The 13,906-nt window shown below is 40.1% G+C and carries 7 protein-coding genes, 21 tRNA genes and 1 rRNA gene; 28 read left to right on the plus strand and 1 reads right to left on the minus strand.

The window, feature by feature from the left end:
- The first annotated feature begins 102 nt into the window (after positions 1-102).
- The 27 genes from rrf (at position 103) to BIV60_RS15710 (ending at position 11,197) form a co-directional block, all read left to right on the plus strand.
- Positions 103-218: ribosomal RNA gene (rrf, locus tag BIV60_RS15575) — 5S ribosomal RNA — on the plus strand.
- A gap of 9 nt (positions 219-227) precedes the next feature.
- A tRNA-Val gene (locus BIV60_RS15580) sits at positions 228-303 on the plus strand.
- A 39-nt stretch (positions 304-342) separates the two neighbouring features.
- A tRNA-Thr gene (locus BIV60_RS15585) sits at positions 343-418 on the plus strand.
- 8 nt (positions 419-426) lie between these two features.
- Positions 427-502: transfer RNA gene (locus BIV60_RS15590), tRNA-Lys, on the plus strand.
- Between the two features lie 14 nt (positions 503-516).
- Positions 517-601 (plus strand) — tRNA-Leu (locus BIV60_RS15595).
- A 36-nt stretch (positions 602-637) separates the two neighbouring features.
- Positions 638-712 (plus strand) — tRNA-Gly (locus BIV60_RS15600).
- Positions 713-717: 5 nt separating this feature from the next.
- A tRNA-Leu gene (locus BIV60_RS15605) sits at positions 718-806 on the plus strand.
- 36 nt (positions 807-842) lie between these two features.
- A tRNA-Arg gene (locus tag BIV60_RS15610) sits at positions 843-919 on the plus strand.
- Positions 920-928: 9 nt separating this feature from the next.
- A tRNA-Pro gene (locus tag BIV60_RS15615) sits at positions 929-1,005 on the plus strand.
- Between the two features lie 18 nt (positions 1,006-1,023).
- Positions 1,024-1,099 (plus strand) — tRNA-Ala (locus BIV60_RS15620).
- Positions 1,100-1,120: 21 nt separating this feature from the next.
- A tRNA-Met gene (locus BIV60_RS15625) sits at positions 1,121-1,197 on the plus strand.
- A 32-nt stretch (positions 1,198-1,229) separates the two neighbouring features.
- Positions 1,230-1,306, plus strand: a tRNA-Ile gene (locus BIV60_RS15630).
- Between the two features lie 18 nt (positions 1,307-1,324).
- Positions 1,325-1,417 (plus strand) — tRNA-Ser (locus BIV60_RS15635).
- A 41-nt stretch (positions 1,418-1,458) separates the two neighbouring features.
- A tRNA-Met gene (locus BIV60_RS15640) sits at positions 1,459-1,532 on the plus strand.
- Positions 1,533-1,535: 3 nt separating this feature from the next.
- Positions 1,536-1,612, plus strand: a tRNA-Asp gene (locus BIV60_RS15645).
- Positions 1,613-1,618: 6 nt separating this feature from the next.
- A tRNA-Phe gene (locus BIV60_RS15650) sits at positions 1,619-1,694 on the plus strand.
- Positions 1,695-1,720: 26 nt separating this feature from the next.
- Positions 1,721-1,796: transfer RNA gene (locus BIV60_RS15655), tRNA-His, on the plus strand.
- 8 nt (positions 1,797-1,804) lie between these two features.
- Positions 1,805-1,878, plus strand: a tRNA-Gly gene (locus BIV60_RS15660).
- A gap of 4 nt (positions 1,879-1,882) precedes the next feature.
- Positions 1,883-1,959: transfer RNA gene (locus BIV60_RS15665), tRNA-Ile, on the plus strand.
- Positions 1,960-1,993: 34 nt separating this feature from the next.
- Positions 1,994-2,068 (plus strand) — tRNA-Asn (locus BIV60_RS15670).
- A 3-nt stretch (positions 2,069-2,071) separates the two neighbouring features.
- Positions 2,072-2,162, plus strand: a tRNA-Ser gene (locus tag BIV60_RS15675).
- A gap of 10 nt (positions 2,163-2,172) precedes the next feature.
- Positions 2,173-2,244: transfer RNA gene (locus BIV60_RS15680), tRNA-Glu, on the plus strand.
- A gap of 818 nt (positions 2,245-3,062) precedes the next feature.
- Complete coding sequence (gene glgB / locus BIV60_RS15690) at positions 3,063-5,009, plus strand: 1,4-alpha-glucan branching protein GlgB (protein ID WP_071356645.1); 1,947 nt, start codon at positions 3,063-3,065, stop codon at positions 5,007-5,009.
- A complete protein-coding gene (locus BIV60_RS15695; protein WP_071356646.1) occupies positions 4,951-6,096 on the plus strand; it encodes a glucose-1-phosphate adenylyltransferase in 1,146 nt (381 codons plus the stop codon). The genes glgB and BIV60_RS15695 overlap by 59 nt, the downstream gene beginning before the upstream one ends.
- Before the next feature lie 244 nt (positions 6,097-6,340).
- Positions 6,341-7,372, plus strand: coding sequence for a GlgC family sugar phosphate nucleotidyltransferase (locus BIV60_RS15700; protein ID WP_071356647.1), 1,032 nt, complete (start codon positions 6,341-6,343; stop codon positions 7,370-7,372).
- The gene (gene glgA, locus BIV60_RS15705) at positions 7,369-8,820 is read left to right on the plus strand and encodes a glycogen synthase GlgA (protein ID WP_071356648.1); all 1,452 of its coding nucleotides are present in this window, start codon (positions 7,369-7,371) and stop codon (positions 8,818-8,820) included. The genes BIV60_RS15700 and glgA overlap by 4 nt, the downstream gene beginning before the upstream one ends.
- Positions 8,810-11,197, plus strand: coding sequence for a glycogen/starch/alpha-glucan phosphorylase (locus tag BIV60_RS15710; protein WP_071356649.1), 2,388 nt, complete (start codon positions 8,810-8,812; stop codon positions 11,195-11,197). The genes glgA and BIV60_RS15710 overlap by 11 nt, the downstream gene beginning before the upstream one ends.
- A 36-nt stretch (positions 11,198-11,233) precedes the next feature.
- On the opposite strand, the gene BIV60_RS15715 is transcribed toward BIV60_RS15710, so the two are convergent.
- The gene (locus tag BIV60_RS15715) at positions 11,234-12,163 is read right to left on the minus strand and encodes a 1,4-dihydroxy-2-naphthoate polyprenyltransferase (RefSeq protein WP_071356650.1); all 930 of its coding nucleotides are present in this window, start codon (positions 12,161-12,163) and stop codon (positions 11,234-11,236) included.
- Between the two features lie 341 nt (positions 12,164-12,504).
- Here BIV60_RS15715 and BIV60_RS15720 point away from each other — a divergent pair, with 341 nt between their 5' ends.
- Positions 12,505-13,905: an isochorismate synthase gene (locus tag BIV60_RS15720; RefSeq protein ID WP_083402276.1), complete on the plus strand. Its 1,401-nt coding sequence runs from the start codon at positions 12,505-12,507 to the stop codon at positions 13,903-13,905.
- Position 13,906: the final 1 nt, after the last annotated feature.

Genomic DNA, 13,906 nt, shown 5'->3' on the forward strand with positions numbered 1-13,906 from the left:
AACTTCTTCTGCATTATCTAGTTTTGAGGGAATGAAAAAAAAAAATTTTCCTCTTGAAAAATTTCAAAAAGACATTATAATAAAATAGTGTCTGATAAATAGTCTGGTAATAATGGCGAGAAGGCCACACCCGTTCCCATACCGAACACGGAAGTTAAGCTTCTCAGCGCCGATGGTAGTTGGGGCCTTGCCCCTGTGAGAGTAGGACGTTGCCAGGCTGTTATAATGGAGGATTAGCTCAGCTGGGAGAGCATCTGCCTTACAAGCAGAGGGTCGGCGGTTCGATCCCGTCATCCTCCACCATTATTATTTCACAAAAGCGAATAAATCTTCAATAAACCTGCCGGTTTAGCTCAATTGGTAGAGCAACTGACTTGTAATCAGTAGGTTGGGGGTTCAAGTCCTCTAGCCGGCACCACTTTGTTTGAGCCATTAGCTCAGTTGGTAGAGCATCTGACTTTTAATCAGAGGGTCGAAGGTTCGAGTCCTTCATGGCTCACCATTTAAATTGGATATGCGGGTGTGGCGGAATTGGCAGACGCACCAGACTTAGGATCTGGCGCCGCAAGGCGTGGGGGTTCGACTCCCTTCACCCGCACCAAATTTTTTTGCGATAGAAAAATAACAAAATATAAATGCGGAAGTAGTTCAGTGGTAGAACACCACCTTGCCAAGGTGGGGGTCGCGGGTTCGAATCCCGTCTTCCGCTCCATTTTTGCCGGGGTGGCGGAACTGGCAGACGCACAGGACTTAAAATCCTGCGGTAGGTGACTACCGTACCGGTTCGATTCCGGTCCTCGGCACCAGAGTTTTTTGCAAAAGTAAAATAACTTATAAATAATGCGCCCGTAGCTCAATTGGATAGAGCGTCTGACTACGGATCAGAAGGTTATGGGTTCGACTCCTTTCGGGCGCGCCATTAAAAGAACGGGAAGTAGCTCAGCTTGGTAGAGCACTTGGTTTGGGACCAAGGGGTCGCAGGTTCGAATCCTGTCTTCCCGACCATCTACTTCACTATATATTGGGGTCTTAGCTCAGCTGGGAGAGCGCCTGCTTTGCACGCAGGAGGTCAGGGGTTCGATCCCCCTAGACTCCACCAATTAAATTTCATTGATACTTTGGCGGTGTAGCTCAGCTGGCTAGAGCGTACGGTTCATACCCGTAAGGTCGGGGGTTCGATCCCCTCCGCCGCTACCAAATGAAATTAGAACCAAATTGCACTTTAACTTGGACCTTTAGCTCAGCTGGTTAGAGCAGACGGCTCATAACCGTCCGGTCGTAGGTTCGAGTCCTACAAGGTCCACCAGTAATTCTTATTTAATATGGAGGAATACCCAAGTCCGGCTGAAGGGATCGGTCTTGAAAACCGACAGGCGGGTTAAACCGCGCGGGGGTTCGAATCCCTCTTCCTCCGCCATATTATTAAACTTCAGCAATGTTAAGTTTCATTTCTATTATCGCGGGGTGGAGCAGTCTGGTAGCTCGTCGGGCTCATAACCCGAAGGTCGCAGGTTCAAATCCTGCCTCCGCAATTTGGTCTGGTAGTTCAGTTGGTTAGAATGCCTGCCTGTCACGCAGGAGGTCGCGGGTTCGAGTCCCGTCCAGACCGCCATATGTTGGCTCAGTAGCTCAGTCGGTAGAGCAAAGGACTGAAAATCCTTGTGTCGGCGGTTCGATTCCGTCCTGAGCCACCATTTAATTTTCTAGATTTAATATAATGGCGATTGTGGCGAAGTGGTTAACGCATCGGATTGTGGTTCCGACATTCGTGGGTTCGATTCCCATCAGTCGCCCCATTAATTTTGCGGGTGTAGTTTACTGGTAAAACCTCAGCCTTCCAAGCTGATGTAGTGGGTTCGATTCCCATCACCCGCTCCAATATGGGCCTATAGCTCAGCTGGTTAGAGCGCACGCCTGATAAGCGTGAGGTCGATGGTTCGAGTCCATTTAGGCCCACCATTGGTTTTTGAGAGAGCAAAATAACTATTATTATTCCGCAGTAGCTCAGTGGTAGAGCTATCGGCTGTTAACCGATCGGTCGTAGGTTCGAGTCCTACCTGCGGAGCCATATAGAGAAGTACCCAAGTGGCTCAAGGGGCTCCCCTGCTAAGGGAGTAGGTCGGGTAACCGGCGCGAGGGTTCGAATCCCTTCTTCTCTGCCATATTTTTTTTGGCCCCTTGGTCAAGCGGTTAAGACACCGCCCTTTCACGGCGGTAACACGGGTTCGAATCCCGTAGGGGTCATATTTTGAAGCTGATGAAATTATTCATCAGCTTTTTGTATTAAGCATCCTCAATACAAAAACATTTCTTGATAATGAGAGCATGGAATGAATTTGGTTAAAAATGTTCCAAATGTGGTCAGTAATGAAATTTATGATGCCCTTTCCACAAACCACAAAATACTTTCCAGTTTAAATGGTTTATTTTCCACTTAAGCAAAATATTTTCCACTTTGAATGATTTACTTTCCACTCTATATTTATAGGCCCTTAAAACTCGTAATTTAGTATTAAACAAAGGAGATCCTATCATAATTTTGAGGAATCCCTCACATTCCATCACTAATTTTATTAAAGATTTCAATTTATTTTCCACAAACCACAAAATACTTTCCAGTTTAGAAGGTTTATTTTCCACTTTAAGCAAAATACTTTCCACTTTGAATGATTTACTTTCCACTTACGATTATAGGCCCTTAAAACCCGTAATTTAGTACTAAACAAAGGAGATCCAATTATAATTTAGAAAAATATTTTCCACTCGAAATAATTTATTTTCCATTCTAAAACAATTACTTTCCATTATATACTTCCAACTTGCTTTACCTCCTGATGTAAACGTAATCAAAATAAAACTTTTTTTAAGAAATTTAATCAAATATTGTCGAGAATCGTAATTTTCTTTGTCGTATGCAGTCGGATTGTGGTGGAATTTCGAAGAATATGGTGCCTGATAATAGTTATTGTCAGAAAACATAAAAAAGTATTTCGGGAAAACACAATAATTACAATTATAATTGTATTTTGTAATACATATTTTCAATGGAGATGTGAAAAGCCATGGCAGTGAATACTTTTTTTCCTACTGACTACCAGTTGCATTTATTTCATGAAGGAAGTCTTTTTCAAAGTCACCAGCTTTTTGGCGCTCATATCTATAGACATTCCGATAAAGTATATACACGGTTTTGCGTTTGGGCCCCTCGGGCACTGAAAGTGAGGCTTGTTGGGGATTTTAATAATTGGAACGGTAGTGGATATGAACTACAAAAAGTGAATGATGAGGGTGTTTGGATTCTCATTATGGACCAGGACTTTGAAGGTTGTCTTTATAAGTACGAAATTTTTACGGAAAAAGGTGAAGTCCTTAAAAAGGCAGATCCTTATGCCTTTTATTCAGAGCTTCGTCCGAATACTGCCTCCATTGTTTATTCATTAGAAGGCTATAAATGGCAGGATGAACAGTGGATGATTCAAAGGAGAAAACGAAATTTCCTGTCAGAGCCTTCCATAATCTATGAAGTTCATCTAGGGTCATGGATGAAAAAACAGGCGAAAGAATTTTTGTCCTACAAGGAATTGGCAGAAGAACTTCTTCCCTATGTACTTGAGCATGGGTTTACACATATTGAATTATTACCCTTGGTTGAGCATCCGCTTGATGATTCTTGGGGATATCAGGGAACAGGGTATTATTCTGTAACTTCTAGATATGGTACACCGGAAGAATTCATGTATTTTGTTGACCAATGCCACCAGCTGGGAATAGGGGTTATTCTTGACTGGGTCCCAGGGCATTTTTGCAAAGATGCACATGGTTTATATCAGTTCGATGGTACCCATGTTTATTCCTATAGTCATGTAAAGGACCGAGAAAATCCAGTATGGGGAACAGCCAATTTTGATTTAGGGAAGCTCGAGGTCCAAAGTTTCCTGATTTCGAACGCATTGTTTTGGATGCAAAACTACCACATAGATGGCTTCCGAATGGATGCTGTTGCCAATATCATCTATTGGCCAAATGCAGATGGAAAAGTGGAAAATCCATTTGGAATTGAATTTTTAAAGAAATTAAACAAAGAAATCCACGAATATGATCCATCCTTCTTGGTTATTGGGGAGGACTCAACTGATTTTCCGCGCGTCACCACACCTGTTTGTTATGGCGGTTTAGGCTTTGATTACAAATGGAATATGGGCTGGATGAATGACATGCTGGAATATATGGAGACCCCCCCTTATTTTCGCTCAAAGGTACATTCAAATGTAACATTTTCGCTTTTATATGCATTTTCAGAAAACTTCATGCTGCCATTTTCGCACGATGAAGTGGTCCACGGAAAAAAATCATTATTAGACAAAATGCCAGGTGAATATTTAGAAAAATTTGCCCAATTGCGATTATTACTTGGCTATATGTTCGCCCACCCTGGAAAAAAATTATTATTCATGGGATTTGAAATGGGGCAGTTTTCAGAATGGAAGGATAAAGAACAGCTTGATTGGAACCTGCTGGACTATGAAATGCATCAAAAGATGAATGTATATGTTAAAGAATTAACAAAGTTTTACAAACGCTCAAAGCCTCTTTTTGAATTAGACCACCTGCAGGATGGCTTTGAATGGATTGATGCTAATAACCATCACCAATCAATTTTTTCTTTTATTCGAAAAGGTAAAAAACTGGATGAGAATTTAATCGTTATTTGTAATTTTACAGGGGTAGGTTATGAAAATTATTGTGTTGGAATTCCGTTCACTGGTGAATATCGAGAAGTTTTTAATAGTGATTATGAAAAATTCGGCGGTGCCGGATGGATAAATAAAAAGAAAATCATTTCTATAGAGGAGCCGTATCATCGGCAGAAGTACTCTGTTGAACTGACCATTCCACCATTTGGATTCCTCATTATTAGACCTGTCAAAAAGCGAAAGGAGAGAAAAGGAAATGGGAAAGAAAAAGTGCGTAGCCATGCTATTGGCAGGAGGGAAAGGAAGCAGACTTAATTCTCTTACAAAGGATCTTGCAAAACCGGCTGTACCCTTTGGAGGTAAATATAGAATTATAGATTTTCCTTTAAGTAACTGCTCCAATTCAGGAATCGATACTGTTGGTGTTTTAACACAATATCAGCCCCTATTGTTAAACTCGTATATTGGAATCGGCAGTACCTGGGACCTTGACCGTAAGGATGGCGGGGTAACGGTTTTACCACCTTACAGTGAGTCGTCGGAAGTAAAGTGGTATACAGGTACAGCAAGTGCCATTTATCAAAATTTAAATTATCTTAAGCAATATCAGCCGGAGTATGTGTTAATTCTGTCCGGGGATCACATTTATAAAATGAACTATGAAAATATGCTTGAATATCATATTGAAAAAAGGGCGGATGTCACCATCTCTTTAATTGAGGTGCCTTGGGCTGAAGCCAACCGCTTTGGCATTATGAGTACGAATGAGGATATGAGGATTACTGAGTTTGAAGAAAAGCCGAACAGCCCTAAAAATAATCTTGCTTCTATGGGCATTTATATTTTTAGCTGGAATATATTGAAAGAATATTTGGAAATGGATGAAAGAAATCCACATTCCAGCCATGATTTTGGTAAGGACGTTATTCCATTATTATTAGATGAAAAGAAGAAATTATATGCCTATCCGTTTAAAGGGTACTGGAAAGATGTTGGAACAGTGCAAAGCCTTTGGGAAGCCAATATGGACCTCTTGAATAATGAGTGTGAATTAGATTTATTCGACCATGATTGGAGAATTTATTCGGTTAATCCGAATCAGCCGCCGCAATATATTGCTCAAAATGCAATTGTGAAAGAGTCGCTTATTAATGAAGGCTGCACGATTGAAGGAGAAATTGAAAAATCGGTTCTGTTCCAAGGAGTAAGTGTCGGGCATGGGTCAATTATTAAAGAGTCGGTTATTATGCCTGATGCGATAATTGGCAATAATGTTTTGATTGAAAAAGCAATTGTACCATGCGATGTAACAATTCCAGATGGAACGGTAATCCGTTCCTATGAAGATGAAATTATTCTTGTTACCGAAGAGATGTTAAGTGGGTTATTTCCTACTTATTAAATATAGGTTGTATTAAATGACATTGTTGATTTTTTAACCATGTTGATTGGAGCGGAAGGCACGAAGACTCCTGCGTGAGTACGGGGCAGGGGAGACCTCACAGGAGCGCAAGCGACGAGGAGGCTCCCCGGACCACCGCCCTAAGGTGTGCGAAGTGCCTGGAGTGGAAATCAACAGACAAGTTTAACACAGCCTAAATATAAAAAATTGCATGTTCTTTAAAAATTTAGGGAGGGAACAAGGTTTGAAAAGAAAGCTATTAGGAGTAATTGACGCAACAACCTATCATGAAGATTTAGAGGACTTAATCACACACCGTTCACTTGCAGCTCTCCCTTTTGGCGGGCGCTACCGAATGATTGATTTTATTCTTTCCAACATGGTGAATTCAGGAATTCGCAGTGTGGCGATTTTTCCGAAATTACAATACCGCTCCTTAATGGATCATTTAGGTTCAGGAAAAAATTGGGATTTAAATCGAAAACGAGATGGCCTTTTCTTTTTTCCTTCTCCCAATCTCGAAAGCGATCAAAACAAAGTCGGTTCCTTTGATCATTTTGCTGCGAATATGGACTATTTTTATCGCAGCACCCAAGAATATGCAATTATTGCTAATTGCTATACTGTTTTTAATATGGACTTTAAACCTCTTTTGGATTGGCATATCCGTTCAGGTTGTGATATCACCGAACTCCATCACAAAGATGGCCGCCCAATGGAAATTTACTTAGTAAAAACATCCCTGCTAATGAAATTAATTGAAACAAGAAATGAAACAGGATATACCTGTATGAAGGATGTGGTTATGGAGATTGATCATCAATATACAGTGTGCCACCACGTCTATGATGGATATGCAGTGATGATTGATTCCTTCCAAAACTATTATTCTACTAGTATGGAAATCTTAAACCCAACTGTTTGGAAGCAGCTATTTTTAAAAGAACAGCCGATTTTAACAAAGGTAAAGGATGAGCCGCCAACGAAATATATTAAAGGCTCAATCGTAAAAAATACGATGATTGCCAATGGCTGCTTAATTAATGGTACGGTTGAAAATAGTATTATCTCCAGAGGCGTTAAGATTGGCAAAGGGGCTGTTATTAAAAACTGTATTATCATGCAGAAATGTCAGATTGAGGATAATTGTTTCCTAGATTCAGTCATTTTAGATAAAGATGTAAAAGTTCAAGCCGGTACCCGTTTGACAGGGACAGCTCAGAATCCATATGTTATCCGTAAAGGTACGAAACAAGGAGAGTTGATTAATTCGTGAAAGTATTATTTGCAGTTTCCGAGTGTGGTCCATTTGTAAAATCAGGAGGGCTTGCTGATGTTGCAGGCTCTCTTCCAAAAGAATTAAAAAGTCTTGGTACCGATGTCAGAGTAATTCTCCCTAAATATGGCACGATTTCTGATCATTTTAAGAAGGATATGAAAAAAATAAATGAATTTACGGTCTCGGTAGGCTGGAGAAAGCAATATTGCGGGATTGAGGAACTCGAGTATCAAGGACTAACCTTTTATTTTGTAGATAATGAATATTATTTTAAACGAAAAAGCCTTTATGGTTTTTATGATGATGGGGAGAGGTTTGCTTTCTTTAACCGGGCCGTGCTGGAAACGTTAGCCCACCTTAATTTCTTTCCGGATGTCCTTCATTGCCATGACTGGCATACAGCCATGATTCCTTTCCTTCTGAGGAAGGAATATTACAATCGAAAAGGTTACGGTAAAATTCGCACCGTGTTTACGATTCACAATCTTCAATTTCAAGGAATTTATTCAAACGTAGTTTTGGAAGATTTTTTTGGAATAAAGCCGGAGGCTAACGATTTCGGACAATTGGAGTTTTTCGGAAATGTGAATTTTATGAAAGCCGCCATTGTTGCTGCCGATAAAATTACGACTGTAAGTCCTACGTACAAGCAGGAAATTCAAACACCAACATATGGTGAAAAGTTGGACGGTCTCTTGAAGGCAAGAGAAGAGGATCTTTTTGGGATTCTGAACGGAATCGATGAGGATTTTTATAATCCGGAAAAAGATTCATTGATTTATCAGACATACACGGCTAACAATCATGAGAAAAAGCCCGTGAATAAGCGTGAGATTCAAAAGTTTTTTGGGCTGCCACAATCCTCAGGAACACCGTTAATGGTGATGATTTCAAGGCTTACAAGACAAAAAGGACTTGATCTTGTTCAATGTGTTCTAAGGGAAATTCTCCAGGAGGATATACAGGTAATCATCCTGGGAACGGGCGATTATGAATTTGAGGAATATTTCAGACAGGCCTCAAGGGTTTATCCGGAAAAGTTAAAGGTTTATACCGGATTTAGTGAGGAGCTTGCCCATAGGCTATATGCGGCGGCAGACTTATTTTTAATGCCGTCACTATTTGAACCATGCGGGCTTGGCCAGCTTATTGCCATGAGATATGGTGCTATCCCGATTGTTAGAGAAACAGGCGGCTTGAATGATACTGTTCAGTCCTGGAACGAAATTACAGGCGAAGGAAACGGGTTCTCATTCAGTCATTTTAATGCCCACGACATGCTTTATACAATCCGAAGAGCCATTCATTTTTACCGTGATCAGGATGTATGGCCAATGCTCATCAAGAGGGCAATGGAGATGGATAACAGCTGGGCACAGTCGGCATTTAGATATAACCAACTCTATGCAGAACTCATCTCAAGGAGTGAAACTCATGTTTTCTAATAAAAATGAGTTTAAAAGAACCTTTTTAAAAAGAGTTGAGATGGTATGCGGGACTAGTTTTGCTGAGAGTTCGGAGCAGGATCATTTTCAAACGCTTGGAAATATGATTCGCGAATATGTTAGCAATGATTGGATTAAAACAAATGAACGGTACCGGGAAACGAAGGGAAAACAGGTTTATTATCTGTCCATCGAGTATCTGCTAGGAAAACTATTACGGCAGAATTTGATTAATCTTGGTATCGAGGATGTGGTCCAGGAAGGGCTGGAGGAGCTTGGAATCGATTTAGGTGAGTTAGAAGAGTTTGAAGCGGATGCTGGCTTGGGAAACGGCGGATTAGGCAGGCTGGCCGCCTGTTTTTTAGATTCCCTGGCCTCGCTGAATTTACCGGGTCATGGACATGGAATCCGATATAAACACGGGTTGTTTGAACAAAAGATTGTCGATGGATACCAGGTTGAACTCCCTGAGCAATGGCTGCGGAGCGGTAATGTTTGGGAAATCCGGAAAGCGGATTTGGCTGTTAAAATTCCATTTTGGGGGAAGGTAGAAGCTAAAATGGAAAATGGCCACCTTCTGTTTCAGCATCTGAATGCAGAAACCATTACGGCTGTGCCGCATGACATGCCGGTAGTTGGCTACCATACGGATACCGTTAATACATTAAGGCTTTGGAATGCTGAGCCCTCTCAGTTTCCTATTCACCATGACATTTTAAGGTATAAAAGAGAAACAGAGTCTGTTTCGGAATTTTTATATCCTGACGATACTCATGATGAAGGAAAAATACTGCGGTTAAAGCAGCAATATTTTCTCGTTTCCGCGAGCCTGCAATCGATTATTAAATCCTACCGGCAACAGCATGGCGATTTAACGCAGCTTCATAAGAATGTCAGTATCCACATCAATGATACGCACCCGGTTTTGGCCATACCGGAATTGATGCGGATTTTAATTGATGAGGAGTCCTTTGAATGGGACGAGGCATGGCATATTACGAAAAATACAATTTCTTATACGAATCATACCACTTTGACAGAGGCACTGGAGAAATGGCCGATAAGAATTTTCCGACCGCTGCTGCCAAGGATTTATATGATTGTTGAAGAGATAAATGAAAGGTTTTGCAAGGAGCTTTGGGAGCGTTATCCGGGTGATTGGGAACGGATTGGAATGCTTGCTATTATTGGGGATGATCAGGTGAAAATGGCTCACCTAGCCATTGTCGGAAGCTTTAGTGTGAATGGTGTTGCCAAGCTGCATACAGAAATTTTAAAAAATCGGGAAATGAGTCAGTTTTTTGAACTGTTTCCAGAAAAGTTCAATAATAAGACGAATGGAATCGCCCACCGCCGCTGGTTATTAAAATCAAATCCGAAATTATCGAATTTAATCACGGAAACGATTGGATCAGACTGGATACAAGCACCGAATGAATTAATTCGCCTAAACGATTTTGAAAATAATACAACCTTCCTTGACCAGTTAGCCAAAATTAAAAAGGGTAATAAAGTGAGACTTGCTGAAATTATTTATGATAAAACAGGAGTAGCTGTGGATACAAATTCTATTTTTGATGTCCAGGTAAAAAGACTTCATGCCTACAAGCGCCAGCTTCTCAATGTTTTACATATAATGTATCTCTATAATCAGATTAAAGAAGATTCCAGTTTTTCAATGGTTCCCAGGGTGTTTATATTTGGAGCAAAAGCTTCTCCTGGATACTATTATGCAAAGAAAATCATAAAATTGATTAATACGGTTGCGGAAAAGGTCAATCATGATCCAAAAATCGGTGATCGTATGAAAGTCATTTTCATGGAAAATTATCGTGTTTCACTAGCGGAGAAAATATTCCCTGCTGCAGATGTAAGTGAACAAATTTCCACAGCGAGTAAAGAAGCTTCCGGAACGGGAAATATGAAATTTATGATTAATGGAGCGCTTACAGTCGGAACACTGGATGGTGCTAATATTGAAATCCGTGAATTAGTAGGGGATTCCAATATTTTTACCTTTGGGCTTACGGCGGATGAAGTATTGCATTATTATCAACATGGCGGCTACCAATCGCTTGAATACTATCATCATGATTGGCGTATCAGACAGGCTGTGGACCAATTGGTCAATGGATTCTTCTCGGGTGTATATAATGAATTTGAGCCGATTTTCGATTCTTTATTAGAGGAAAATGACCAATATTTTGTTTTAAAGGACTTTGCCTCTTATGTGGATATCCAAAAGGTCATTGGTAAAACCTTTATGGAACCATTAAAGTGGCAAAAAATGAGCCTGGCGAACATTGCAAATGCCGGCTATTTTTCCAGCGACCGAACGATTCAGGAATATGCGGATGATATTTGGGGGATTAAATGATAAAAGGGAGACTGAAAAATTCAGTCTCCCTTTTATTTATGAAAAAAAGTGCCCGATAAAAATTCCAACTGCAAGTAAAAATCCAAAAATCGTATTCGTTTGGGCTGTAGCTTTCATGGCAGGTGCCATTTTGATCGGCACGGTGTTTTCGATAAATCCCTTTGTTGCCTTGATTGCTTTTGGTGCACTAATAATGACAAGTGCTACCCAGGCAGGAGTGATCCCAGCGATAATTAAAGCCAAAACCCAAAGATATGAAAAGGTAAACATTCCGGCGAGTAAATAAATCGCCCTTTTTTTACCTAATAGAATCGCGACAGTTTTACGGCCGTTTTCTTTATCGCCATCAAGGTCACGAATGTTATTGGAAAGCATGATTTCACCAACCAGCACCATACTCGGTACAGAAACTAAAATACTGGTGCTGTTCACAGTACCTGTTTGAATAAAGAAGGATATTAAAATAATCAACATTCCCATAAAGAAACCAGAAAAAAGCTCTCCAAAAGGTGTATAGGCAATCGGATAAGGTCCGCCTGTATAAAAATATCCAATGGCCATACAAATTAACCCTACTATAGCAAGCCACCAGCTGCTGTTCGCACAAATATATACTCCTAATAATAAGGCGATTCCATAAAAACCAAAAGCAAGATTTAAAACGGTTTTTGGTTTAATTCCATCTCGGACAATCGTACCGCCAATACCAACTGAATGTTCATTATCCAGACCGCGTTTAAAATCAAAATATTCATTAAACATATTGGTTGCTGCTTGAATCAACAAGCTGGCAATAAGCATGGCTATAAAAAGTCCAGCGTGGAATTTTCCATATTTTAATGCAAGTGCGGTACCAAGAAGTACAGGTACAAATGATGCTGTTAACGTATGAGGACGGGTCATTTGCCACCAAACTTGAAAACCACGGTTTGATTCCACAGCTGGACGCTGTATATTTGGCTGCATACTTGTTCTCTCCCTTTTAAAATTTTATCTATATCTCAAGTATAAATTTCTAATAAGACTTACTATCTTTCCAAATACTAAGTGTAAGAAATCTACGGGTCAGTGTCAATGGAATTTTATTAGTCTCCCTAGAAGATAATACCTGTTTTGCCGGAACAACGTGTTTATTTTAACTAAAACATACTATTTTTATAAGAAAGATACTTTTTCTTATATAATAAGGAATAAAAAAGCAGGATAAAGGCAAGGATTATTGACTTTTTTACAATGGGAGTAGTATGGTTAAATAGGCTTGAAAATGAATGGATAACAGCTTTTTTAGCTGTTTTGGAGGGATTTTTTTGGTTACCATTCACGAATTAGAATTAAAGGAAAGGGGTCTATTGGCTCTTTCACGGGCGAAAAAGCTTGGTCGGTCCATTTTGGTAAGTGAAGTGCACAAAATAGCCGGGATGAACCCATTTACATTTTTTATGATGGGGAAGGAACGTTATCTGGGTGAGCGCTTTTTCTGGAAGGACCCAACGGATGAAATGGTGATTTCAGGTATTGGAATATCAAAACAAATTCAGTCGGATCAGGCTACTGACCGCTTTTTTCTTGTTGACAAAGAATGGAAGAATTTTTTAAAGGAAAGTTTTATTTATAATTCATATGGAGAATTGGGAATTGGCCCCCTCATGTTTGGCGGATTTTCTTTTGACCCTTACAAACCAAAAACAAATCTTTGGTCAAAATTTTCGGATTCACTGTTCCATATCCCAAAATACATGCTAAGTATCATAAAGGGTCAGACCTATTTAACAACAAATATTGTTTGCACCCCTAATGATGATGAATCATTATTTACAAAAATTCAGGATGAAAGAAATCTGCTTTTACGTTCAATGAACCAAAAGAACGAAACGAAATCTGCCATTCTTCTTGAAACGGAAGAAATTTCTCCAGAGTCTTGGAAAGCCTCGGTGGAGGATGTTGTAAAGGACTTGAAGGCTGGTCCGTTAAAAAAGGTGGTTCTTGCCCGCGAACTCCGATTGTTATTTGATGATTTTGTTGAACCGGAATCGGTATTGAATCGTTTATTTGAACAGCAAAAAGATAGTTATCTCTTTATTTTTGAATCCAATGGCGATTGTTTTATCGGGGCCACACCTGAACGGCTCATCAAAAAACAGGATCATCACATTTTTTCAACTTGTCTGGCCGGTTCTATTTCAAGAGGGCAAACAGAGGAAGAAGATCATCTTTTAGGTGAAACATTATTAACTGATAAAAAAAATCTAATTGAGCATCGTTATGTTGTCGAAATGATTAAGGAAGCCTTGGAGGAATCCTGTGAAGAAATGATTCTACCGGATAAACCCCAATTAATGAAAATTAGAGATATTCAGCATCTTTACACACCGGTTGTTGGCAAAGGCAAGAGTGATGCTTCTTTGCTCCGCATTGTTGAACGTCTCCATCCAACACCTGCACTGGGTGGACTGCCTAAAAAAGAGGCAGTCGAAAAAATCAGGGAAGTGGAAAAACTCGATCGCGGTTTTTATGCGGCTCCTCTTGGCTGGATGGATTATCGTGAAAATGGAGAATTTGCGGTAGCAATTCGGTCCGGCCTTATTCAGGGGAAGGAAGTCTCTTTATTTGCCGGGTGCGGTGTAGTGGAGGATTCGGAATCAGAAAGTGAATATTTGGAGACGGGCTTAAAATTTAGACCAATGCTTCGTGCTCTTGGAGGAAATTAAT

The sequence above is a fragment of the Bacillus sp. MUM 116 genome (assembly GCF_001866655.1).
Lineage (GTDB): Bacteria > Bacillota > Bacilli > Bacillales > Cytobacillaceae > Neobacillus.